The following is a 19,791-nucleotide window of genomic DNA, read 5'->3' on the forward strand; positions in this document are numbered from 1 at the left end:
TAGGATGGCACTTGGCGTGGCTTTACCGGGACATCGGAGAGCGAGTTTCGGATCGGCCTGACAGGTTTTGGTGAAGCAGCAACACGCCGGCGCAACATAGCGGCCGACAATCTCTCAAGCAGTTCTCTAACTTCCATCGGACTCATCTCCTCCCGAGAGAGCCGCCCGCCAGATGTTACTTATCACTTGAAACCGACGCCCGCATTTAATTTTGACATATCGGGCCTTCGGCCGCGTCGCCAGCGTTTTGTCGCTTGCGACAGGGCGAGCGCATCCGTTTCCCGGGCACGCCGCTGCGTTGCGACCATTTGACTTGTTGGAGACTGATGGGGTCAAAAACTTGTGACAGCCGGCGTAGCGCCGGAACCATCCCTATGACGCGCCGTTAGCTCACACGCGCGTTTCAGCAAATTCGGCGAGGGGATGCCGCAGGTTTTTTCCAAGAGCGCCAATGGTGTCGCCCGCTTCGTGATTTGGGCCATATGCGCAGCGTTGCTTCTAGCCATCGTGATCGGCATCGCCATGCCGCGCTCAGGTTTCGTGACCGGCGTGGGCCAGGCCGTGGCTCAACCCATCCCGTTCAGCCACAAGCACCATGTCGGCCAACTCGGACTCGACTGCCGGTACTGTCACAATGACGTCGAGACCTCGTCATCGGCCGGGCTGCCGGCCACCGAAGTCTGCATGACGTGCCATTCGCAGCTGTTCACCAACGCCGATATGCTGGCGCCGGTGCGGGCGAGCCTGGCATCAGGGCATCCGCTCGAATGGCAGCGCGTCAACAGCGTTCCCGACTTCGTTTACTTCAATCATTCGATTCACATCGCCAAGGGCGTCGCCTGCGAGACATGCCATGGCGAGGTCGACGATATGCCGCTGACCGCGCGGGCGCATTCGCTGAGCATGGGCTGGTGCCTCGATTGCCATCGCGATCCCCAGCCTAATCTGCGGCCACCGCAGGACGTGTTCCTGATGCATTGGAAACCGCCTGACGACATCGCGCAGATCAGGCGCTCACTGATCAGCGTGCTCGACATCCACCCCGAAACGATGACGGATTGCTATGTCTGCCATCGCTGATATCAGGCCAATTCCGATCGCCGGGATCGCCGCCTTGCGCGAGCAACTTTCGAACGGCCATGACGTGTGGCGGAGCCCCGACGAGATTGCCCGCACAGCTGAATTCCTGCGCTTCGTCGAAGCCGAATTCCCGGCATTGGCCGACCGCCCCCCAAGCCGCATCAACCGGCGCACGATGCTGAAAGTGATGGGCGCTTCGCTGTCGCTTGCCGGGCTTACCGCCTGCAGCGAGGCGCGGAGCATCGTTCCCTATGTGCGTCAGCCTGAAAATGTCGTTCCCGGCAAGCCACGCTATTATGCAACGACGCTTTCAAGCGACGGCTTCGGCATCGGCGCCGTCGTGGAAAGCCATGAGGGACGCCCGACCAAGGTCGAGGGAAATCCCGACCACCCAGCCTCGCGCGGTGCCACCGATGCCATCATGCAGGCGGCTGTGCTCACCCTGTTTGATCCCGACCGCTCCCGCACGCCGCTGAAAGATGGCGAGCCGGCGGCCTACGGCGACTTCCTCAGGGATATGGCGGCGCTCGCTTCCAGGCTGGCTGGGTCGGGCGGCCTGGGCGCGGCCCTGCTGATGGAAGCAACGACATCGCCGACAGCGAAGGTCCAGGTCGAAGCCCTGCGGGCACAATATCCGCGGTTGAAGATCTTCCGTCACGATCCACTTGCAACGACTGCTGGCGCGCAGGCATCGATGGCACTGTTCGGTAAAGCGTTGATGCCCGTCTACCGTTTCGACCGCGCGGAGACGATCTTCAGCCTCGACGCGGATTTCCTCGGGGAGGGGCCTGGCCGGCTTGCCTATGCGCGCGATTTCGCCGCGCGGCGGCGGGTGCGCGCGCCAAACGACAGCATGAGCCGGCTCTATGCGGTGGAATCGACGCCGACCATCACAGGAGCGGCCGCCGACCATCGTCTCGCAATGCGGCCGAGCGAAATCGAGGCTGTTGCAGCTGCACTGGATGCTGTGCTGGGCGATCAAGCGAATTCGACGCCTTCTATTGTCGATCCTGCATGGATGGCGGCGCTGACGCAGGATTTGCAGGGGGCGGGCGCCAAGGCGCTGGTCGTGCCCGGCGCGCATCAAAGCGCCTTCGCGCATGCCTGCGCTCTTGCAGCCAATGCAAAGCTTGGCTCCCTCGGCAACACGGTGGAATTCATCGAGTCGCCGGATGAGGTTCGCTCCGACGGCGATCTGGCAGCACTCCGCAGCGCGATCGCCGACCACTCGATCGATACGGTGGTGGTGCTCGGCGCAAACCCGTTGCACACCGCGCCGTCCGATCTCGACGTCCATCAATTGTTCTCCGAATTGAAGCTGCTCATCCACTTCGGCCTTTACAGGGACGAAACGGCACTTCATGCCCACTGGCATGTGCCGGCCGCGCATGAGCTGGAAAGCTGGAGCGACAGTCGTGCCTATGATGGCGTCGCCTCGATCGTGCAGCCGCTTATCGAGCCGCTTTTCGGCGGCAAGACCATTCACGAGATTCTCGCTGCTCTCAGTGGCCGCTTCGATGCCGATGCGCTGGCGCTGGTCCGCCAGACCTGGAAAGCCCTCGACGACACCGCCTGGCGCAAGGCCCTGCGCGACGGCCTTGTGCCGGACAGCGCGTCCAAGCCAGTGCCGGTCACAATGGCGCCGGATCTGGGCGGGTTGCAGCACCACCCGGTGACCGCGAACGGCTTCGATATCCGTTTCGTTGCCGATCCATGGCTTCGCGACGGGCGTTACGCCAATGCCTCATGGCTGCAGGAACTACCGCGCCCGCTGACCAAGCTCGTCTGGGGCAATGCCGCCTTGATCTCGCCTGCGAGCGCCGAACGGCTGAAGCTCGAGAACGGTGGGATCATAAACATCGCACGAGGTAGCGCGAACATCGATGCGCCGATCTGGATCACGCCGGGGCATCCGGATGACACGGTGACGCTTTCCCTGGGCTTCGGCCGCAAGGTCGGTTCGGTGGCAGCGCTGGCTCATGGCTACGATGCATTTCAGTTGCGCACGAGCTTTGCGGAATGGGTCGCCACCGGCGCCACGGTAACTCCGCGCGAGAGCAAGGCGGAGCTTATCACCACACAGCACCACCAGGCGATGGAAGGCCGCGCCATCGTCCGGCACGCTTCGCTCGACGGTTTCCGCGAGAACCCGGGCTTTGTCCGTGACGGCGTTCCGCGCGCGCCGACGGAGTCGCTCTACCCCGACTGGAACTATGACGAAGAAGCCTGGGCCATGGCGATCGACCTGTCGGCCTGCATCGGCTGCATGGCCTGCGTATCCGCCTGCCAGTCCGAGAACAACATCGCGACTGTTGGTCCTGACGAATGCGCGCGCGGCCACGAGATGCACTGGCTGCGGATCGATCGTTACTATTCCGGCCCGGTCGATGCGCCTGATGTGTTCTTCCAGCCGGTGCCCTGTATGCATTGCGAGAAAGCGCCGTGCGAGGTGGTCTGTCCAGTCAACGCGACCGTGCACACCCATGACGGCTTGAACGCGCAGATCTACAACAGGTGCATCGGCACGCGCTATTGTTCGCAGAATTGTCCGTACAAGGTGCGGCGCTTCAACTTCCTCGATCATCAATCCTTCGACAAGGACGAGGCCGGCCCCGAGCAGGCCGTGCACAATCCGAATGTCAGCGTGCGCTCGCGCGGCGTGATGGAAAAATGCACCTATTGCGTCCAGCGGATCAGCGCCAGGCGCATCCAGGCACAGATCGAAAACCGCGACATTGCCGATGGCGAGGTCGTGACGGCCTGCCAGCAGGCCTGCCCGACACGAGCCATAAGCTTCGGCGACCAGAACAAGAAGGCCTCCAAGGTCGTCCAGGAGAAGAGCGCGCCGCATAATTATGCGCTGCTCGAAGAGCTCAACACCAGACCGCGCACCACCTATCTCGGCAAGATCAGGAACAGCAACCCCAAGCTTGTTCAGCCGGGCGAGAAGGCCGATGGCTGAGGTGGCCGCCAGGAGCACGGCCGTGCTGCGCGGCCGTCATGATTTTCCCGAAATCAGCGGGCGCATCGGCGCGATCGTGCTGGATGGCCGGCTGCCGCGCCATTTCTGGACAGCGTTCTTCTTCTGCTTTCTCCTGGTGCTCGTCTTCCTTTACTCCATCACCTACCTGATCTCGGTCGGCGTCGGCGCCTATGGCATCGACATCCCTGTCGCCTGGGGCACGATGATCTCGAATTTCGTCTGGTGGATCGGCATCGGTCATGCCGGCACATTGATTTCGGCCGTGCTGCTGTTGCTGCGCCAGCCATGGCGTGCCTCGATCAACCGCTTCGCCGAGGCAATGACGCTGTTTGCGGTCGCCATGGCCGGTCTTTTTCCGATCCTGCATCTGGGACGGCCTTGGTTCTTCTACTGGCTGCTGCCTTTGCCCAACACGCATATGCATTGGCCGCAGTGGCGAAGTCCGCTGGTGTGGGATTTCGCGGCCATCTCTACCTACGCCATCGTCTCTCTGCTCTTCTGGTACATGGGGCTGCTGCCCGACCTTGCCGTGCTGCGCGACAGGGCGAAGTCGCGCGCCGGGCAGCTCTTCTACGGCATACTGGCGCTTGGCTGGCGCGGCTCCGCCTTCCACTGGGCGCGCTATCAGACGGTCTATTTCCTGATGGCGGCATTGGCCACGCCCCTGGTCGTTTCGGTGCATTCGATCGTCGCGCTTGATTTCACCTTCGCCATCACGCCCGGCTATCACTCGACGATCTTCCCGCCCTATTTCGTCGCCGGCGCCTTGCTGTCCGGTTTCGCCATGGTGCTCACCATCGCCATTCCGCTGCGCTGGGCTTTTTCGGTCGAGGACCTTATCACGCTCAAGCACATGGACAATGCCGGCAAGCTGATGATCGCCGCGGGCATGATCGTCATCTACGGCTACGCGTCGGAAGCCTTCTTCGCCTGGTATTCGGGCGAGCCTTACGAGCGCGCGATGATGTGGCAGCGCGCCTTCGGCCCCTACGCGCCGCTGTTCTGGGTGATGTTGGCCTGCAATTGCGGCGCGCTGCAATTGCTCTGGTTCCGGCGCGTGCGCCTCAACATGCCGCTGCTGTTCGCGATCGCGCTGGTCATCAACATCGGCATGTGGCTCGAGCGCTACATCATCGTCGTCACTGGGCCGAGCCGTGATTATCTACCATCGTCATGGGGCGAGCAGTCGTTGACCTGGCTCGATTTCGGCATCCTGTTCGGTTCGGTCGGCACCTTCTTCGCGCTCGTCTTCCTGTTCATCCGCATTCTCCCTGCCATCACCATCTTCGAGGTCGAGGAACTGGCCGAGGAAAAGGGACAGGCGACATGAGCCTGCACGGCATCATCGGGGTGTTCGCCGATCCCGAAGCGCTGATCGAAGCGGCACGCACGATGCGCGCGCGTGGCTACCGGCGCATGGATGCCTTCTCGCCCTTCCCGGTGCGCGGGCTGGCCGAAATACTCGGCATGCCGAAATCGCGCCTGCCCTGGGTCGTTCTTGGCGGCGGGATTCTGGGCGCGGTTTTGGTCTACGCACTGATCCTCTACTCGGTCGAGATCGACTATCCCGTCAATGTCGGCGGCCGGCCGTTGCATTCCTGGCCGGCCTTCACCGTCATCGCCTTCGAGGCTGCGATACTGGGAGCGGCCCTGGCCGGTTTTGTCGGCATGCTGAGCGCCAACCGGCTGCCGCGATACTACCATCCAGTGTTCAACGCCGGCAGCTTCAGCTATGCGCGCGGTGGCAAGTTCTACCTCTTCATCGAGGTCGCCGACCCGAAATTCCGCAAGGGGGTGACCAAAGGCCAACTGACGCGGCTGGGCGCGCAAAGCGTCGAGGAGGTGGAAGCGTGAAGGCGCGGTTCGCCCTGCTTCTGGCTGCCATGCTCATCGCCGGCTGCCGCCAGGATATGGAAGACCAGCCGCGCTACAATCCGCTCGCGAAAAGTGACCAATTCGCCGACGGCATGTCGGCGCGAATGCCGGCCAAGGGGACGGTCGCGCGCGACGCCGATCTCTCGCCGGTGCCCGATACTTTCCCCTATCCGATCACGATGGCGCTGCTGCAACGCGGGCGGCAGCGTTTCGACATCTTCTGTTCGCCTTGCCATGGCCGCACCGGCGACGGCCACGGCATGATCGTCCAGCGCGGTTTTCCGGCGCCGCCTTCCTATCATCAGGACGCCCTGCGCAAAGCGACCGACAGACACATCTACGATGTCATCACGGACGGCTATGGCGCGATGTATTCTTATGCCGCGCGTGTGGCGCCTGCCGATCGCTGGGCGATCGTCGCCTATGTCAGGGCCTTGCAGTATTCGCGGGACGCGCCCGTTGCCGGGCTTCCCGAAAGCCTGCGCGCCCGGCTCGAGGCGGAGGCGGCGCGATGATGCGGCTTGCCGTCGATCGTTACACAGGGTTCGCGCTGGCCGCCGCGGCAGCAGGATTGCTGTCCTGCGTGGCAGAAGGGGTTGCCGATGTCCGGGCGATGCTGGCTGCCTGGCTCACCACGGCACTTTTCCTGATCGGCTTGCCGCTTGGCGCGCTGACCATATTGATGGTGCACGGGCTGACCGGCGGGCGATGGGGCGAGGCGGTCCGCCAGCCGCTGCGCGCGCTGGTGGCGACACTGCCGCTGGGCCTGCTTTTTCTCCTGCCGGTGCTGTTCCGGCTCGACCTCGTCTTTCCCTGGGCAAGCACCGATGGGGCAGCGCTGTCCGAGACGGTGCGCGAGAAACTGGCCTATCTGAACGTCCCGTTTTTCCTGCTGCGTTTCGTGGTCTGTGCCGCGATCTGGCTTTCGTTGGCGTGGCTCGTGCTCGGCTGGACGGCGGAGGACGAAAGCAGCGATCGTCGGGATGCGGGCAAAGGTTGCGCCGTCGGGCTGATTGTCCATGGTGTGGCGGTTACGGTCTTCGCCATCGACTGGATGCTGTCGCTCGAGCCGGAGTTCACCTCGACCATCTATGCCTTCCTGGAAGCAGCCTCGGAAGTCGTGGGCGCCTTCACCCTTGCCATGATCATGCTTGCGGCAAAGCGCGCCATAGAGATCCTGCCTGGCGGCGAGGAGGACGTTGCACTGAGCGAAGACGTTGCCAACATGGCGTTCGGCTTCATGCTGATGTGGGCCTATCTCGCCTTCATGCAGTGGCTGGTGATCTGGGGCGGCGACCTGCCGGAGGAGATCCACTGGTATGTCATCCGCAGCAGTCATGGCTGGCAGTATCTGCTCTGGCTTCTGATCGCGGGTCAGTTCGCCCTGCCGCTGGCCGCTTTCCTTAGCCGGGATGTAAAGCGCAGCCATGCAGGTCTGCTCAGGCTCGCCGGCATCGTGCTTGCCGGCCACTTCATCGATATTTTCTGGCGGATCCGGCCGGCGCTTTTCAATGGCGGTGCGCAGGAGCTTTGGTGCGATCTGGCAGCGATGGCGGGTGCCGGCGGACTCTGGCTGGCGCTGTTGTTCTTCTTGGCTAAGCGACCCGACGTGATCGCTCTCTGGCGGCTGAGGCCTGCACATGGCTAAGGTCGCCCGCCATCCCGAAAACCGCGATGTCTGGCCGCGCGCGCTGCTCTGCTTTGGTGCCGGGCTGCTGTTGTTTTTGGCCGTAGCTGCAATCGCCATCAGGCTCGTCTTCGACACATCGCCATTTTGGCCGTCGCCTGGCGCTGCGACATTGTCCAATCAGGCAAGTCCGGCGTTGCAGCCGGCGCCGGAAAGCGACCTCGCCGGTTTCCGAGCGCAAGAGGATCGGGAATTGCAGGAACTTGGCTGGGTCGATCGCGCCGCCGGCATTGCCCGCATTCCGATCGACGAGGCGATGTCGGCGCTCGTCAGCCATGGCCTGCCCGATTGGGGTCAGCAGGCGGCAACGACCGGCGGCGGCAATTGCCCATTGCTTGCAGAGGGCGTGCCGCGCACGCCGCAGGCGGATCGCTGCCGTGGATCGGCATCGCACAATGGCGGGGCGGTTCCATGAAGGGTTGGCTCGTCGCGCTGGGTCTGCTCATCGCCATGCCGGCCATCGCGGCCGAGCGCCCGAGCTTTGATCCGCAAATCGGCGCGCAACTCGATCTTGGCCGGACGCTTCGCGATGTGGCCGGGAAACAGCGAACGCTCGGCGAAACGCTCGGCGGGCGCCCCGCGCTGCTTATCTTCGGCTATGACAAATGCCCCAATCTTTGCGGCGTCACCCAACAAGCGGTTGCCTCGGACCTGAAGAAGATATCGCTCAGTCCGGCTAGCTACCGAGCGCTGTTCGTCTCCATCGATGCTGCCGAAACAACCGGCGATGCCGCCGACGTGCAGGCCGCGATCGCGCCTGTAGCTGGCGATGGACTGTCTTCGTGGCGGTTCCTCACCAGTGCTGACGGCGCCGGCGCGGCTCTTGCCGCGCAAGCCGGCATTGCCTTCGACCGACGCGCCGGCATCGACCAGTTCGTCCATCCGATCGCCATCATTGCGTTGACGCCGGCAGGCCGCATAGCGCAGGTGCTGCCGGCGCTGACCTTCACGCCCCGCGATCTCGAACTGGCACTGGTCGAGGCGTCCGCGGGCAAGCTTGGCTCGATCGCCGACCATGTCTTTTTGCTTTGTGCCGGCTTCGACGCGTCGAAAGGTCAATACACGCCGGCGATCTGGGCTGCCCTGAAGGTGGCAGGCATCGCGACGGTTCTTGGGCTCGCAATGACGATCCTGCTGCTGATGCGCGGGAGGCGCGCATGAGCTTCGGCATCCCGTTTTTTCCGCAGCAAGCGTCGTCCGCCGCGGGCAGCGTCGATGTGCTGTTCTATACGTTGCTCGCCTTTGCCATCGCGCTTGGTCTCTCGCTCACCTTTCTCGTGGTCGGCTATGCCGTCAAATACCGCGTCGGTTCGCCTGCCGATCGTACCGGGGAGCGAGCGCGCAGCCTGCCACTGGAATTGACCTGGACCGTCGCCAGCCTGGTCATCGCCTTCATCTTTTTCGGCTGGGGCGCCGTGCTGTTTGTCCGCCGCGACCATCCGCCGCCGAATGCCATCGAGATCGCCGGTCTCGGCAAGCAATGGATGTGGGAGTTTCGCCATCCTGGCGGCCAGCGGGAGATCAACGAATTGCACGTGCCGGTCGGCAGAGCCGTGGTGGTGTCCCTGGCATCGCAGGATGTCATCCACTCGTTTTTTGTTCCCGCCTTCAGGGTCAAGCAGGACGCCGTGCCGGGGCGCACCACCCATGTCTGGTTCATCGCCACGGAACCAGGCCGTTACCATCTGTTCTGCGCCCAATATTGCGGCACGCAGCACTCCGAGATGGGCGGCTGGGTGACCGCGATGGCGCCGGAGCAGTATGCCTCCTGGCTGGAGAACCAAGGCGAGGGGGAAACGCTGGCAGCGAGCGGCGAAAAGCTGTTCCGGGCGCTTGGCTGTTCGGGCTGCCACGGCAATTCGAGCAAGGTCAGGGCGCCTTCGCTAGCGGGTATTTTCGGCCGGCCCGTGGCGTTGGCCAACCAGCAGACGGTGATCGCCGACGAACGCTATCTGCGCGATTCCATCCTTGTCCCCAACAAGGAGATCGCCGCCGGCTATGAACCGGTGATGCCGAGTTTCGACGGGTTGGTCGACGAAGGGGAACTGCAGATGCTGCTCGCCTATCTCAAGTCGCTTTCACCTCGGGAGCGGGTAAAAAACGAGGCAGTACGATGAGCGTTTCCGCAGCGGCCGCAAGCTATCTGGGCGAAGGCAGTGGCCCGCGCGCCTGGTTGCTGACGACGGACCACAAGCGGGTGGCCTGGCTCTACCTCGTTTCGCTGACCGCTTTCTTCTTCCTTGGCGGCGCCTTCGCCGTCCTGATCCGCATCGAACTTGCGACGCCGGCCGGCGATCTCGTCTCCGATGATGTCTACAACAGGTTGTTTTCGCTGCACGGCATCATCATGGTCTGGTTCTTCCTGGTGCCGTCGATCCCAGCGACGCTCGGCAATTTCCTGCTGCCGCTGATGATCGGCGCGCGCGATCTTGCCTTCCCGCGCCTCAATCTTGCCAGCTGGTATGTGTTCATTTTTGGCAGCTTCTTCGCCCTGTTCTCCGTCGTTGCCGGCGGCGTCGATACTGGCTGGACCTTCTACACGCCGCTGTCGACGCTCTATGCCAACGGGTTCGTCTCGTCCGCCGCCCTTGGCGTCTTCATCGTCGGGTTTTCGACGATCATGACCGGCATCAATTTCATCGTCACCGTGCACACGCTGCGCGCGCCGGGCCTCACCTGGTTCCGGCTGCCGATCTTCGTCTGGACGATGTATGCGACGGCCCTGGTGATGGTGCTGGCGACGCCGGTCCTTGCCGCGTCGCTGATCCTGATCGTTCTGGAGCGCGTCTTCGGCATCGGCATCTTCAACCCCAGGCTTGGTGGCGATCCGCTGCTGTTTCAGCACCTGTTCTGGTTCTACTCGCATCCGGCGGTCTACATCATGATCCTGCCCGGCATGGGTGTCGTGTCGGAAGTGTTGCCCTGCTTCAGCCGCCGGCCGCTGTTCGGCTACAAGGCGGTCGCCCTGTCCTCAATGGCGATTGCCGTCTTCGGCTTCCTGGTCTGGGGCCATCATATGTTCGTCAGCGGGCAATCGGCCTATGCCGGCGTGGTGTTTTCGTTCCTGTCCTTCTGCGTCGCCATCCCTTCCGCGATCAAGGTTTTCAACTGGAGCCTGACATTGCGCAAGGGTGAGATCAGCTTCGAGACCTCGATGCTCTATGCGCTGTTTTTCCTGGCGCTGTTCACTTTCGGCGGCCTGGCCGGCCTGTTTCTGGCGGCTCTCGCCATCGATGTGCACGTGCACGACACCTACTTCGTCGTCGCCCATTTCCACTACATCATGGTCGGCGGCATGGTGACCGCCTATATGGCCGGCCTGCATTTCTGGTGGCCGAAGCTCACTGGCCGCATGTATTCAGAGACCTGGGGACGCATCGCGGCGACAGTCACGTTTCTCGGCTTCAACCTCACCTTCTTCCCGCAATACATGCTGGGTTTCCTCGGCATGCCGCGGCGCTACCACATCTACCCGCCGGAGTTCCAATTCTGGCACGTGCTGTCGTCGGCGGGCGCCGTGGTGCTGGCTATCGGCTATCTCTTGCCTCTGTTCTATCTCACCTGGTCGCTGTTCCGCGGCGCGCGGGCCCCGGACAATCCATGGCAGGCGACCGGCTTGGAGTGGCAGACGAGTTCGCCGCCGCCGCCGCACAATTTCGAGACGATGCCCGTGGTGACGCGGCCGGCTTACGCCTACGACATGAAGGGGCTGGAGCACGAACGCTTCAGCCCGCATCTGGAGGCGGGCCAGTGAGTAGCCAGACGCAGAGCATCGCCTTCGACAATGCATCTCGCAAGAAGGCAGCCGACACCTTGGCCATGTGGGTGTTCATCGGCTCCGAGGCGATGCTCTTCGGTGCCATTTTCCTGGTTTTTCTCATCGCGCATATGAATTATGGCGCCGCCTTCGCTGCGGCGTCCAAACGTCTGTCATTGCCGCTTGGCACGTTGAACACAGCCATATTGATCACCAGCAGCTTTACCATGGCGTTGGCGCATATGTATTCGGCGGGCGGTCGCTGGCGTGCGGCAATCTGGTCGCTGGCGGCGACCTCTCTGCTCGGACTTGGTTTCCTGGCCGTCAAGGCGGTCGAATACAGCAAGGAGTTCAGCGAGGGGCTGGCGCCAGTTCTCGGCGCGCCGTTCAGCTATAACGGACCGGATCCCGTTCACGCCGAATTCTTCTTCGGCCTCTATTTCGCGATGACCTTCCTGCATGCCCTGCATCTGATTGCGGGCATTCTCGCTATCGCCGGCGTGCTTGCGTTGTGGTCTCATGCCAATCCAGCCGGCAGGGCTCGCCGGATCCAAGCCGTCGGTCTTTACTGGCATTTCGTCGACATCGTCTGGGTCTTCCTGTTTCCGATCCTCTATCTGATCAACCGGGGATGACGGAACGATGGGCGAACTTCGAAAACTTTCCTTTGCTTATGGCGGACTTCTGACCCTGCTGGGACTGACCGTCGGTTCGTCCTTTCTCGATCTCGGCGGGTTCAATTCCGCCATCAACCTCGCAATAGCAGCCGCCAAGACAGCGGTGATCGCGCTGCTGTTCATGCATTTGACAAGCAAAGGTCTTCCGAGGCTCGTCGTCGCGGCTGTCGGGCTGTGGCTGGTAATTCTGTTTGGGCTGACTTTGGTCGGGCAATAGGCGCGAGTATGAGCCGGGACCATATCGGCGGCAACTTCACGCCATCCCGTGCGTTGGGGCTGGAAACGCAGGGATTTGCCCGATGTCACTTACCGCCTTTGCTCTCAACTGCACTTTGAAAAACTCTGGCGACACCGAGAAATCATCGACCGACCGGCTGCTGGCGGATTTGCTGGCGGCGATGGTACCGCACGGCGTGAAGGGCGAGATCGTCCGCGCGCTCGATCATGACATCAAGCCGGGTGTGCTGTCGGACATGGGCAAGGATGACGACTGGCCAAAACTACGCAGGAAGATCATCGATGCCGATATCTTCATTCTTGGCCTGCCGATTTGGCTCGGCCAGCCGTCGAGCGTCGCCAAGCGTGTTCTCGAACGCATGGACGCATTTCTGTCCGAGACCGACAACAGAAGCCGGATGCCGGCAGGCGGCAAGGTGGCGCTGGTTGCGATCGTCGGCAACGAGGATGGCGCACATGCTTGCCATGCTGCTTGTTTCCAGGCGCTGAACGATGTCGGTTTCACGGTCCCCGCCAATGGCGGCATCTATTGGGTTGGTGAGGCGATGGGCGACATCAACTATGTCGACCTGCCGGGGACGCCGGAGGCCGTCGTCGAGATGATCGAGATGGCCGCGTCGAACGCGGCCCATCTGGCCAAGCTGCTCAAGGCCGAAAATTATCCGGGAGTGGCGGCTGAACTCGCCCCGCTCGCGGCGAATGCCGTCCGCAGCGGAAATGGCGGCGCGGCCAGACAAACAGCTCTGGCCGGCCTTGCCCTTCATTCCTCGTCGAACCGCCCTTCCTGGTCACGTCCGATCGCGCGTTCCTCGTCGTCATCCGGCAAGGCTTCATCGCTGTTCTGGTAGGCGTTGTCGTCATCTTCCTCCGGCAACTCGCCGTCCTTCTCGATGTCGGACGGCTCGTCATCATCGTCCGACACGCTGTCGGGAAGAATCTTTGCGCCTTTAATGGCATCCCAGTCCTGTTGCGCGATTGACGGAGCGTCGGTCTGGTCCGTTTCGGCTCGTTTGTCGCGAGGGTCTATCTTCATCCTCCAATCCTGCGCCTTTCGGTGCTTGCCCCGGCGCCTTGCGCCGGGGCAAAATCAGGCATCACGCGGCTTGCTGCAACGCACGCTCATTGACGCCGCCCTCGCCAAGTTCGGTCAAGGCTTCGTCGGTCGCCACCTCCTCTTCCAACGTCTGGTTGAGGAGCTGGACGATATCCTTCTTGCCGAGCTGCTCGGCCCAGGCGATCAGCGTGCCATAGCGGGCGATCTCATAGTGCTCCACGGCCTGTGCGGCGCCCACGAGGCCGGCGTCAAGCGCCGGAGCGCCGCCATAATCCTCGAGGATCTCCGCCCCCTCCTCGAGAATGCCGTCAATGGCCGGGCATGTCTTGCCCCGCGCCGGCTTGTCGAGGAGGTCGAATATCTGCTCGAGACGATCGACCTGGCCCTCGGTTTCCGTCCGGTGCTTTTCGAACGCGGCCGCCACCTCTTCGGCCCCGGCGCCCTTGGCCATTTTCGGCAGCGCTTTCAGTATTTTCTTTTCGGCGTAGTAGATGTCCTTGAGGCCATCGAGGAACAGTGTCTCAAGCCCTTTCGTTTCCGCTTTCGTCGCTCTCTTGGCAGTCGCCATGATTGGTCTCCCATGGATTGTGTTGAGGCCTTCACCTGGCGGGTGAAGTCCTTCGTTAACCTGCGACTGTGCGGGTTGTTCCGGCTCAAATCACAAAGAGACGCAACGGCTGTTAGTCTTCGACGAGAACGCGAGAAGGTCGGGCTGTTTGCTTTCAAACGCCGGGTCGCGTGGCGAATTCTTCGGAGAGAATGCGCAGACCTTCCTCGTATTTGGCGGTCGAGCCGCCCGTTTGGCGGACCTGCCATAGATTGTCGTTGAGGTCCGCCCGTTTGACCGGCAATGCCAATCTGTTCGACGCGGCCCTGCGCACGAAAGCGGCGTCGTCCTCGCCATCCCGTTTCGTCAATGCGTCGACGGCCGAAACAATCGCAGGACTAAAGCCTGCCTCCTCCAGGTGGTGCGGTGTCCAGCCTTCGCCCTTTTCCAGGACATCGTGTAGGTACGCGATGATCTTCTGATCGAGCGTTTCGACCGCATCCGCAACGCGCCTGCAATGTTCGATATACGGCCGCCCGGTCTTGTCGGTCTGCGCCTTGTGCGCTTCCTCGGCGATTTTCGCCGCTCGAAAAAGCATGCTCATCTCTGCCTCCATCAATCGATCTGTTCGAACGTGCACTGCCGCGGGGATTTGTCCGGCCGCCACCGCAACAGCTTGGTTCCATGCCGGAACCGATTGCCGGTGACATGGTCGAACCGGACCTCGACGACAAGTTCCGGCCGCAGCGCCTCCCGCTCGCCGCTGCGCTCCGTACTCCAGCGGCTCGGGCCGCCCGGCGCTTTCCCGGTAAAGCCAGGACCGCCGCGCAGCTTTTCGAGCTTTCTGGTGAGCCCGGCCCGGTCGTCCCTGGCGATCGTCGATGTGAAGCCGACATGGTCGAGCTCGCCTTGGTCATTGTAAAGGCCGAGCAGAAGTGAGCCGACCTCGCTGCTGTTGGTCAGATAGCGGAACCCGCCGACCACGCAGTCGGCCGTGCGCAGCCGTTTCACCTTGACCATTGCGCGTTCGCCCGGTCGGTAGGGCTCAGCGCGCGGTTTTGCGACAACGCCGTCAGTCGAGCCGTGGCTGGTTTCTTGCAGCCAACGCGCGGCGACTGTTGCATCGGTGGTGCAGGGCGACAGCCGCAATGCGGCGCGCGCCGCCCCGGCTATGAAGTCTTGGAGGACAGCGCGTCGCTCTGTCAGCGGATGGTCGAGCAAGATCTTGCCGCCCGGCGCGACCAGAATGTCGAACACGATGAACCGGGCAGGGGTTTCCACGCTCAGTTTGCGGATTCGGCTCTCGGCCGGATGCAAGCGCATTTGCAGCGCGTCGAAGGAAGGACGTCCGTCGATTTCGATCGTGATTTCACCATCGACAACGAAATCGTGGGCTTCGATCTCGCCGAGCATCGCCACCAGCTCCGGAAAATACCGGCCAAGCGGCTTTCCCGATTTCGCGCGCAGATCGACGGTCTCCGCGTTTTTAAAAGCAAGGCAGCGAAAGCCATCCCATTTCGGCTCGTATTGCCAAGCGCCGTTATCGCGTGGAAGCGTATCGGCAGCCTTGGCCTCCATTGGAGGCGTATCCTGAGGCAGGGCAAACAGGTTTTTGACGGCTACTACCATCGCTCTTCCGTGTCGTGGTGCGGCAGATCGATCCCGCAGCAGATCCATCCTAGCCGTTGGCCTGATCCGTAATTGTAATGTGGTGTGAGATCCGAGGGATCATCGAACGTTCCGACATGCAGGGCAATTTCACTCGGCGACGCGTCATAAGCCAATGTGATGGGAGACCCGCAATCGCGGCAAAAACCTCTTTGCGCGATCGGCGATGACCGGCGGTGGAATGGCTTGTCCTTGAGCCACCAAAGGCTGGCCGAGGGCACCCAGCCCAGCACCGCGAAGGCGCTGCCGGTCGCGCGGCGGCACATATCGCAATGGCAGTAATGGACGCGTGGCTGGGATGTGACGCGGTAACGAATGTTGCCGCATAGACATCCCCCACTTCGTTCCGCACCTGTCATTTGGATCCTGCCGTTCCGAGCGTCACTGCAGCTGAACGTCCGACGCAGGATGTGGTTTCGACGAGAGGAACGAGTTCGAACGCATAGCGTTGTCCGGCACCAACCCAAGCTGGAGCGCCGGATTTGAACAGGGTTTTGCTATCGCGCGCAGAGCGACCTGCCGCCAATTTCGTATTGCGCAGGTGGATTGCGGATTTTTTCGAAATCAGTGTGCCTTGATGTCGGCGCCGGGCTTGGCATACGGCCCCTTGGGCGACCGATGTGTCCATCTCTGTGTCGACATGCAGCGGCTGTTCGCGGAACCCTCGCAATGGGCAACGCCGTGGATTTCCCGCGTCCTTCCTCGCATCGTCGAGCTTGTTGAAAGACGAGCTGCCGAGACGATCTTCACCCGTTTCCTGCCGGCCCAAAAACCGGGGCATGGTGTCGGTTCATGGAAACGCTACTATGAACGGTGGGCGTCAATGACGATCGACCACGTCGGCCCCGAAATGATCAAGCTCCTGCCCGAACTGGCGATCCATTGTCCGCCAGCGGTCGTCGTCGACAAGCACGTCTATTCGCCATGGCCGGAGGGCAATCTTCAAGCGCTGCTTTCAAAGCGCCGGATCGATACGCTCGTCGTAACCGGCGGCGAGACGGATGTCTGCGTCCTGGCCACAGTCCTTGGCGCGATCGACATCGGCTATCGCGTCGTGCTGGTAACAGATGCGCTGTGCAGCTCTTCCGATGCGACGCACGATGCGCTCATGACAGTCTATCACCAGAGGTTCGCACAGCAGGTTGAAACCGTCGAGATGGAAACGGTCTTGTCGAGTTGGAGTTGAAACTCCAGGGCCTATGCCGACGCGTCCAGATCGATCAGGCGATGCCGAGTTGATATTCCCCGTTTTGAATTGCCGGTGACGTCGCTGTCAGGACGACGCCGCGATCTCGGAGGCGAAGTCGCGGTAAGACCGCAGGGAGCGTCCCAGGAGCTTGGTGAGGCGTTCGACGTCGCCCGCATTGGGCACCATGCCTTCGGTGATGAAGCGCTCGGCCATCAGGCGCATATCCAGCGCCATCCAACTCGGCATGAACTGGCGAAAGTTCTGCTCGAAGCCGGCGGTATCGTTACCGGGGAAGGCGATCGTGCGGCCTAGCACTTCGGTCCAGATGGCAGCGACGTCTTCGCCGGTCAGCGTGTCGGGACCGACGACGTTGATACGATCGAGTGGGAGCGGCATGGAGGCCTTTTCCCGGCGGACCAGCTCGATCGCCGCAATCTCGCCGACGTCACGTATATCGACCATCGCCAGGCCCTTGCTGCCGATCGGCATTGGGTAAATGCCGTGGCCGGTGATCACGTCCTTGATGGCGACGTCGTTGTTGATGAAGTAGGCTGGGCGCAGGATCGTGGCGTTGAGGCCCATCTGCTCGATCATCCGCTCAACGCCGAACTTACCCGCGAAGTGGGGCACGTTCGCATAGAGGTCACTATGGATCACCGAGAGGTAGACGATCCGCTCGATGCCGGCTTCACGAGCCACGTTGAGGGCAACCAGCGCCTGTGTGAACTCGTCGGCAACCACGCCGTTGACCAGGAACAGCGTCGAGACGCCGGATATCGCACTGCGCAGCGAATCGACGTCGAGCAGATCGCCCCGCACGACGGTGACGCCCGCTGGGACCTTGGCCTTTGCGGGATCGCGGACAAGTGCTCGCACGTCGGCACCGCGCCCGACGAGTTGTGCGACGACTTGGCTGCCGACATTGCCGGTGGCGCCGATGACGAGGATGGTCATGAGACTTCTCCGTGTTGGGTTTGATTGACGTTCTGAATATGAGTGCTCCACCGCTTGCTGTGCTGGAAGGCCTACTGACTGATGCGGTCACACGTTCCCCGGCGCAGGCAATGTTGCTTCCCGGCCGGGGGCGCCCCTCAAGGTAAGAGAATCGGATTTGGACCAATCCTGCGAGTGCTGTAGTCCGCGTGCGCCTGCGCCGCCTCCGCCAGCCGGTAGCGATGAAGCTCGATTTCCCCGAAGATGCCGTCCCTCCACTGATCAAAGACTTCGGTGGCCGCCTGGGCCAGCATTGAGCCTTTCACGATGGCGGCGGCGCTCGCCTGGCCGAGTTTGACGTCGCGCACGGCGAGTGCCTGCTGATCGATGTCCGGAGGGCCTGAAGAAGCGCCGATGGTGAAAATCGCTCCGCCATTCCGAACCGCGCCAGCCGAGGCCGCAAACGTTGCCCTGCCCACGAATTCGTAGACGACGTCGACGCCTTTGGGTGCGATGGCGCGAATGCGGTCAGGAAGGTTGGCTTGATCGGACGCGAGGGCATGATCCGCGTCGGCCGAAATGCGCCCAAGTTTGGCGCTTGAGCCAACGGCGATGACGGTCGCGCCCAACGCTTTGGCCCAGCGCGCGACCAACGAGCCGACGCCACCCGTTGCGCCCTGAACCAGGATCGTGTCGCCCGGCCGCACTTCATGCAGCCTTTTGACGGCCAGCCAGGCCGTTATGCCTTTCGTCAGTAATCCCGCCGCGATTTCGGCAGGCACGTCGTCCGGCAGATGCACAAGAGGCGCGACGTCGATAAGCCGCTCGCTGGCATAGGCACCGGGAGCAAAGAAATAGGCAATTCGATCGCCGACCTTGAAGCCCTCCGTCTCTGGGCCCGTCTGCGCGACAACGCCGGCGGCCTCGACTCCGGGTACGAAGGGTAACTCCGTTCGAAAGGCTCCCGAACGGAACATCGTGTCGATGAAATTCACGCCGATTGCGTCCTGACGAAGCTTGACCTGACCTCGACCCGGGGCACCGACCGCATCCTCCTCGAGAACGAGAACCGACGGGTCTCCAGTGCGGCGTATACGGATTACAGCAGACATGGCGTTTGTCCTTGTGATCTCGATTTCCTATCAAGACAGGTGGCCCAGTTCCCGCAGACCGGTCATCCAGTCCTCGGTGTGCCAGGTGCGAACGATCTTGCCGTTCTCGATTTCGTGGATATCGACAGCTTGGATCTTCAGCGATTGGCCGGTTGCGGGCAGACCGGCAAAAGTCTGGCGCTGCGTTCCAGTGATGGTCGATCGCACGACGACTTTGTTTCCTTCTTGAATAACATCATCGATCTTGATGTCGAAATCGGGGAATGCTTCCACAAGCATCGCCATAGCCGCTTTCGCGGCTTCGGGACCGTGTGGAGTGCCCGGTGGCGAAGGGATGTCGACCCAGCTCGACGCCAGTATGCTCTCAAGCAGTTTTGCATCGTGGCGTGCAAACGCTTGGTACCATTGTGATGCGATGTGTTTCGGGTCGTTGGACAGGGGCGCCGCGCTCGCCTGAGCAGCGAGCAACGACCCTGCGATCAATGCGACAAGAGACCTCATGCCTTCCTTCTTCAGGCTCGCGGGAGCGGAGCGATCGCGCCCAACTGCTGCATGGCGGAGTAGAGGTTGGCGACGCCCCAGTGCTCGGTAATCTTGCCATTGACGACGCGCATCGCATCGACGGTCTCGAAGCTGACCTTCTTGCCGGTGCCGGCGACGCCGAGGAAGTTTCCCCGATGCGTGCCATGATATGTCTTGAAGGTGGTGACCACGTCACCGTCGATGCGCTGCCAATGGATTTCTGGCGTGAAATCCGGGAACGCATCGCGCAAGCGCTTGTAGAGGACGAGGACGCCGGCCTTGTCGCGGGTGCCGCCGGGCTGAGGTGTATGATCGAAGAAGTCGTCCGAAAAAAGTTCATTGAACAGAGCCCAATTCCCTCCGCCTTGCACCTCTTCGGTGTTACGGCGAACGATGTCCTTGGCACTGCGGTTGAGATTATCGGTCACTGGAATCTCCTCGGTTTAGCGTTCAGCGCTGTCACCGGCCAC

The 19,791-nt window shown here is 62.2% G+C and carries 21 protein-coding genes and 1 pseudogene; 14 read left to right on the forward strand and 8 right to left on the reverse strand.

Going from position 1 to position 19,791, the window contains the following annotated elements; genetic code table 11:
• The first annotated feature begins 423 nt into the window (after nucleotides 1-423).
• The 13 genes and pseudogenes from FJ934_RS14885 to FJ934_RS14945 all read left to right on the forward strand — a co-directional run.
• A complete protein-coding gene (locus tag FJ934_RS14885; protein WP_140610363.1) occupies nucleotides 424-1,080 on the forward strand; it encodes a cytochrome c3 family protein in 657 nt (218 codons plus the stop codon).
• Nucleotides 1,064-4,042 (forward strand): TAT-variant-translocated molybdopterin oxidoreductase, encoded by a 2,979-nt coding sequence (locus tag FJ934_RS14890; RefSeq protein WP_140610364.1) that lies wholly within the window; start codon nucleotides 1,064-1,066, stop codon nucleotides 4,040-4,042. Before FJ934_RS14885 ends, FJ934_RS14890 begins: the two co-directional genes overlap by 17 nt.
• Nucleotides 4,035-5,393 (forward strand): NrfD/PsrC family molybdoenzyme membrane anchor subunit, encoded by a 1,359-nt coding sequence (gene nrfD, locus FJ934_RS14895; protein ID WP_140610365.1) that lies wholly within the window; start codon nucleotides 4,035-4,037, stop codon nucleotides 5,391-5,393. The genes FJ934_RS14890 and nrfD overlap by 8 nt, the downstream gene beginning before the upstream one ends.
• Nucleotides 5,390-5,917: a DUF3341 domain-containing protein gene (locus FJ934_RS14900; RefSeq protein WP_140610366.1), complete on the forward strand. Its 528-nt coding sequence runs from the start codon at nucleotides 5,390-5,392 to the stop codon at nucleotides 5,915-5,917. Before nrfD ends, FJ934_RS14900 begins: the two co-directional genes overlap by 4 nt.
• Nucleotides 5,914-6,453, forward strand: a complete 540-nt coding sequence (locus FJ934_RS14905; protein WP_226890366.1) for a cytochrome c — start codon at nucleotides 5,914-5,916, stop codon at nucleotides 6,451-6,453. Before FJ934_RS14900 ends, FJ934_RS14905 begins: the two co-directional genes overlap by 4 nt.
• Nucleotides 6,450-7,586, forward strand: coding sequence for a hypothetical protein (locus FJ934_RS14910; RefSeq protein ID WP_140610367.1), 1,137 nt, complete (start codon nucleotides 6,450-6,452; stop codon nucleotides 7,584-7,586). Before FJ934_RS14905 ends, FJ934_RS14910 begins: the two co-directional genes overlap by 4 nt.
• Nucleotides 7,579-8,040 (forward strand): hypothetical protein, encoded by a 462-nt coding sequence (locus FJ934_RS14915; RefSeq protein ID WP_140610368.1) that lies wholly within the window; start codon nucleotides 7,579-7,581, stop codon nucleotides 8,038-8,040. Before FJ934_RS14910 ends, FJ934_RS14915 begins: the two co-directional genes overlap by 8 nt.
• The gene (locus FJ934_RS14920) at nucleotides 8,037-8,786 is read left to right on the forward strand and encodes an SCO family protein (protein WP_140610369.1); all 750 of its coding nucleotides are present in this window, start codon (nucleotides 8,037-8,039) and stop codon (nucleotides 8,784-8,786) included. The genes FJ934_RS14915 and FJ934_RS14920 overlap by 4 nt, the downstream gene beginning before the upstream one ends.
• Complete coding sequence (gene coxB, locus FJ934_RS14925; RefSeq protein ID WP_140610370.1) at nucleotides 8,783-9,742, forward strand: cytochrome c oxidase subunit II; 960 nt, start codon at nucleotides 8,783-8,785, stop codon at nucleotides 9,740-9,742. The genes FJ934_RS14920 and coxB overlap by 4 nt, the downstream gene beginning before the upstream one ends.
• Nucleotides 9,739-11,379, forward strand: a complete 1,641-nt coding sequence (ctaD, locus tag FJ934_RS14930; protein ID WP_140610371.1) for a cytochrome c oxidase subunit I — start codon at nucleotides 9,739-9,741, stop codon at nucleotides 11,377-11,379. Before coxB ends, ctaD begins: the two co-directional genes overlap by 4 nt.
• Nucleotides 11,376-12,017 carry a cytochrome c oxidase subunit 3 gene (locus tag FJ934_RS14935; RefSeq protein WP_140610372.1) on the forward strand — a complete coding sequence of 214 codons (642 nt, stop codon included), beginning with the start codon at nucleotides 11,376-11,378 and terminating at the stop codon, nucleotides 12,015-12,017. Before ctaD ends, FJ934_RS14935 begins: the two co-directional genes overlap by 4 nt.
• Before the next feature lie 7 nt (nucleotides 12,018-12,024).
• The gene (locus FJ934_RS14940; protein WP_140610373.1) at nucleotides 12,025-12,276 is read left to right on the forward strand and encodes a cytochrome C oxidase subunit IV family protein; all 252 of its coding nucleotides are present in this window, start codon (nucleotides 12,025-12,027) and stop codon (nucleotides 12,274-12,276) included.
• 82 nt (nucleotides 12,277-12,358) lie between these two features.
• Nucleotides 12,359-12,967, forward strand: a pseudogene (locus FJ934_RS14945) (NAD(P)H-dependent oxidoreductase); the annotation flags it as partial.
• Between the two features lie 89 nt (nucleotides 12,968-13,056).
• Here FJ934_RS14945 and FJ934_RS14950 read toward each other — a convergent pair.
• From FJ934_RS14950 to FJ934_RS14965, 4 genes are all read right to left on the reverse strand, one after another.
• Nucleotides 13,057-13,329, reverse strand: a complete 273-nt coding sequence (locus FJ934_RS14950; protein WP_246671516.1) for a hypothetical protein — start codon at nucleotides 13,327-13,329, stop codon at nucleotides 13,057-13,059.
• Between the two features lie 61 nt (nucleotides 13,330-13,390).
• Nucleotides 13,391-13,918 carry a ferritin-like domain-containing protein gene (locus FJ934_RS14955; RefSeq protein WP_140610375.1) on the reverse strand — a complete coding sequence of 176 codons (528 nt, stop codon included), beginning with the start codon at nucleotides 13,916-13,918 and terminating at the stop codon, nucleotides 13,391-13,393.
• 154 nt (nucleotides 13,919-14,072) lie between these two features.
• Nucleotides 14,073-14,501 carry an HD domain-containing protein gene (locus FJ934_RS14960; RefSeq protein ID WP_140610429.1) on the reverse strand — a complete coding sequence of 143 codons (429 nt, stop codon included), beginning with the start codon at nucleotides 14,499-14,501 and terminating at the stop codon, nucleotides 14,073-14,075.
• 11 nt (nucleotides 14,502-14,512) lie between these two features.
• Nucleotides 14,513-15,526, reverse strand: a complete 1,014-nt coding sequence (locus FJ934_RS14965) for an ATP-dependent DNA ligase (RefSeq protein ID WP_140610430.1) — start codon at nucleotides 15,524-15,526, stop codon at nucleotides 14,513-14,515.
• Between the two features lie 616 nt (nucleotides 15,527-16,142).
• On the opposite strand from FJ934_RS14965, the gene FJ934_RS14975 reads away from it, so the two are divergent.
• Nucleotides 16,143-16,751, forward strand: coding sequence for an isochorismatase family cysteine hydrolase (locus tag FJ934_RS14975; RefSeq protein ID WP_140610431.1), 609 nt, complete (start codon nucleotides 16,143-16,145; stop codon nucleotides 16,749-16,751).
• Between the two features lie 87 nt (nucleotides 16,752-16,838).
• On the opposite strand, the gene FJ934_RS14980 is transcribed toward FJ934_RS14975, so the two are convergent.
• The 4 genes from FJ934_RS14980 to FJ934_RS14995 all read right to left on the reverse strand — a co-directional run bounded on the left by FJ934_RS14980 (nucleotide 16,839) and on the right by FJ934_RS14995 (nucleotide 19,749).
• A complete protein-coding gene (locus tag FJ934_RS14980; RefSeq protein ID WP_140610377.1) occupies nucleotides 16,839-17,708 on the reverse strand; it encodes an NmrA/HSCARG family protein in 870 nt (289 codons plus the stop codon).
• 137 nt (nucleotides 17,709-17,845) lie between these two features.
• Nucleotides 17,846-18,799, reverse strand: a complete 954-nt coding sequence (locus FJ934_RS14985) for a zinc-binding dehydrogenase (protein WP_140610378.1) — start codon at nucleotides 18,797-18,799, stop codon at nucleotides 17,846-17,848.
• Between the two features lie 30 nt (nucleotides 18,800-18,829).
• The gene (locus FJ934_RS14990; protein WP_140610379.1) at nucleotides 18,830-19,300 is read right to left on the reverse strand and encodes an ester cyclase; all 471 of its coding nucleotides are present in this window, start codon (nucleotides 19,298-19,300) and stop codon (nucleotides 18,830-18,832) included.
• Nucleotides 19,301-19,311: 11 nt separating this feature from the next.
• A complete protein-coding gene (locus FJ934_RS14995) occupies nucleotides 19,312-19,749 on the reverse strand; it encodes an ester cyclase (protein WP_140610380.1) in 438 nt (145 codons plus the stop codon).
• Between the last annotated feature and the right edge of the window lie 42 nt (nucleotides 19,750-19,791).

Origin of the sequence: Mesorhizobium sp. B2-4-12 (assembly GCF_006441575.1) — a bacterium.
In the GTDB taxonomy this organism is placed as follows: Bacteria; Pseudomonadota; Alphaproteobacteria; order Rhizobiales; family Rhizobiaceae; genus Mesorhizobium.

Excerpts from the sequence above, each read along its gene's own strand:
- FJ934_RS14915 (WP_140610368.1), top strand. The coding sequence starts at position 7,579 with ATGGCTAAGGTCGCCCGCCATCCCGAAAACCGCGATGTCTGGCCGCGC.
- FJ934_RS14910 (WP_140610367.1), top strand. The coding sequence starts at position 6,450 with ATGATGCGGCTTGCCGTCGATCGTTACACAGGGTTCGCGCTGGCCGCC.
- FJ934_RS14985 (WP_140610378.1), bottom strand. The coding sequence starts at position 18,799 with ATGTCTGCTGTAATCCGTATACGCCGCACTGGAGACCCGTCGGTTCTC.
- coxB (WP_140610370.1), top strand. The coding sequence starts at position 8,783 with ATGAGCTTCGGCATCCCGTTTTTTCCGCAGCAAGCGTCGTCCGCCGCG.
- FJ934_RS14955 (WP_140610375.1), bottom strand. The coding sequence starts at position 13,918 with ATGGCGACTGCCAAGAGAGCGACGAAAGCGGAAACGAAAGGGCTTGAG.
- FJ934_RS14885 (WP_140610363.1), top strand. The coding sequence starts at position 424 with ATGCCGCAGGTTTTTTCCAAGAGCGCCAATGGTGTCGCCCGCTTCGTG.
- FJ934_RS14950 (WP_246671516.1), bottom strand. The coding sequence starts at position 13,329 with ATGAAGATAGACCCTCGCGACAAACGAGCCGAAACGGACCAGACCGAC.
- FJ934_RS14940 (WP_140610373.1), top strand. The coding sequence starts at position 12,025 with ATGGGCGAACTTCGAAAACTTTCCTTTGCTTATGGCGGACTTCTGACC.
- FJ934_RS14890 (WP_140610364.1), top strand. The coding sequence starts at position 1,064 with ATGTCTGCCATCGCTGATATCAGGCCAATTCCGATCGCCGGGATCGCC.
- FJ934_RS14980 (WP_140610377.1), bottom strand. The coding sequence starts at position 17,708 with ATGACCATCCTCGTCATCGGCGCCACCGGCAATGTCGGCAGCCAAGTC.
- FJ934_RS14920 (WP_140610369.1), top strand. The coding sequence starts at position 8,037 with ATGAAGGGTTGGCTCGTCGCGCTGGGTCTGCTCATCGCCATGCCGGCC.
- FJ934_RS14990 (WP_140610379.1), bottom strand. The coding sequence starts at position 19,300 with ATGAGGTCTCTTGTCGCATTGATCGCAGGGTCGTTGCTCGCTGCTCAG.
- FJ934_RS14900 (WP_140610366.1), top strand. The coding sequence starts at position 5,390 with ATGAGCCTGCACGGCATCATCGGGGTGTTCGCCGATCCCGAAGCGCTG.
- FJ934_RS14960 (WP_140610429.1), bottom strand. The coding sequence starts at position 14,501 with ATGAGCATGCTTTTTCGAGCGGCGAAAATCGCCGAGGAAGCGCACAAG.
- nrfD (WP_140610365.1), top strand. The coding sequence starts at position 4,035 with ATGGCTGAGGTGGCCGCCAGGAGCACGGCCGTGCTGCGCGGCCGTCAT.
- FJ934_RS14965 (WP_140610430.1), bottom strand. The coding sequence starts at position 15,526 with ATGGTAGTAGCCGTCAAAAACCTGTTTGCCCTGCCTCAGGATACGCCT.
- FJ934_RS14975 (WP_140610431.1), top strand. The coding sequence starts at position 16,143 with ATGTCGGCGCCGGGCTTGGCATACGGCCCCTTGGGCGACCGATGTGTC.
- ctaD (WP_140610371.1), top strand. The coding sequence starts at position 9,739 with ATGAGCGTTTCCGCAGCGGCCGCAAGCTATCTGGGCGAAGGCAGTGGC.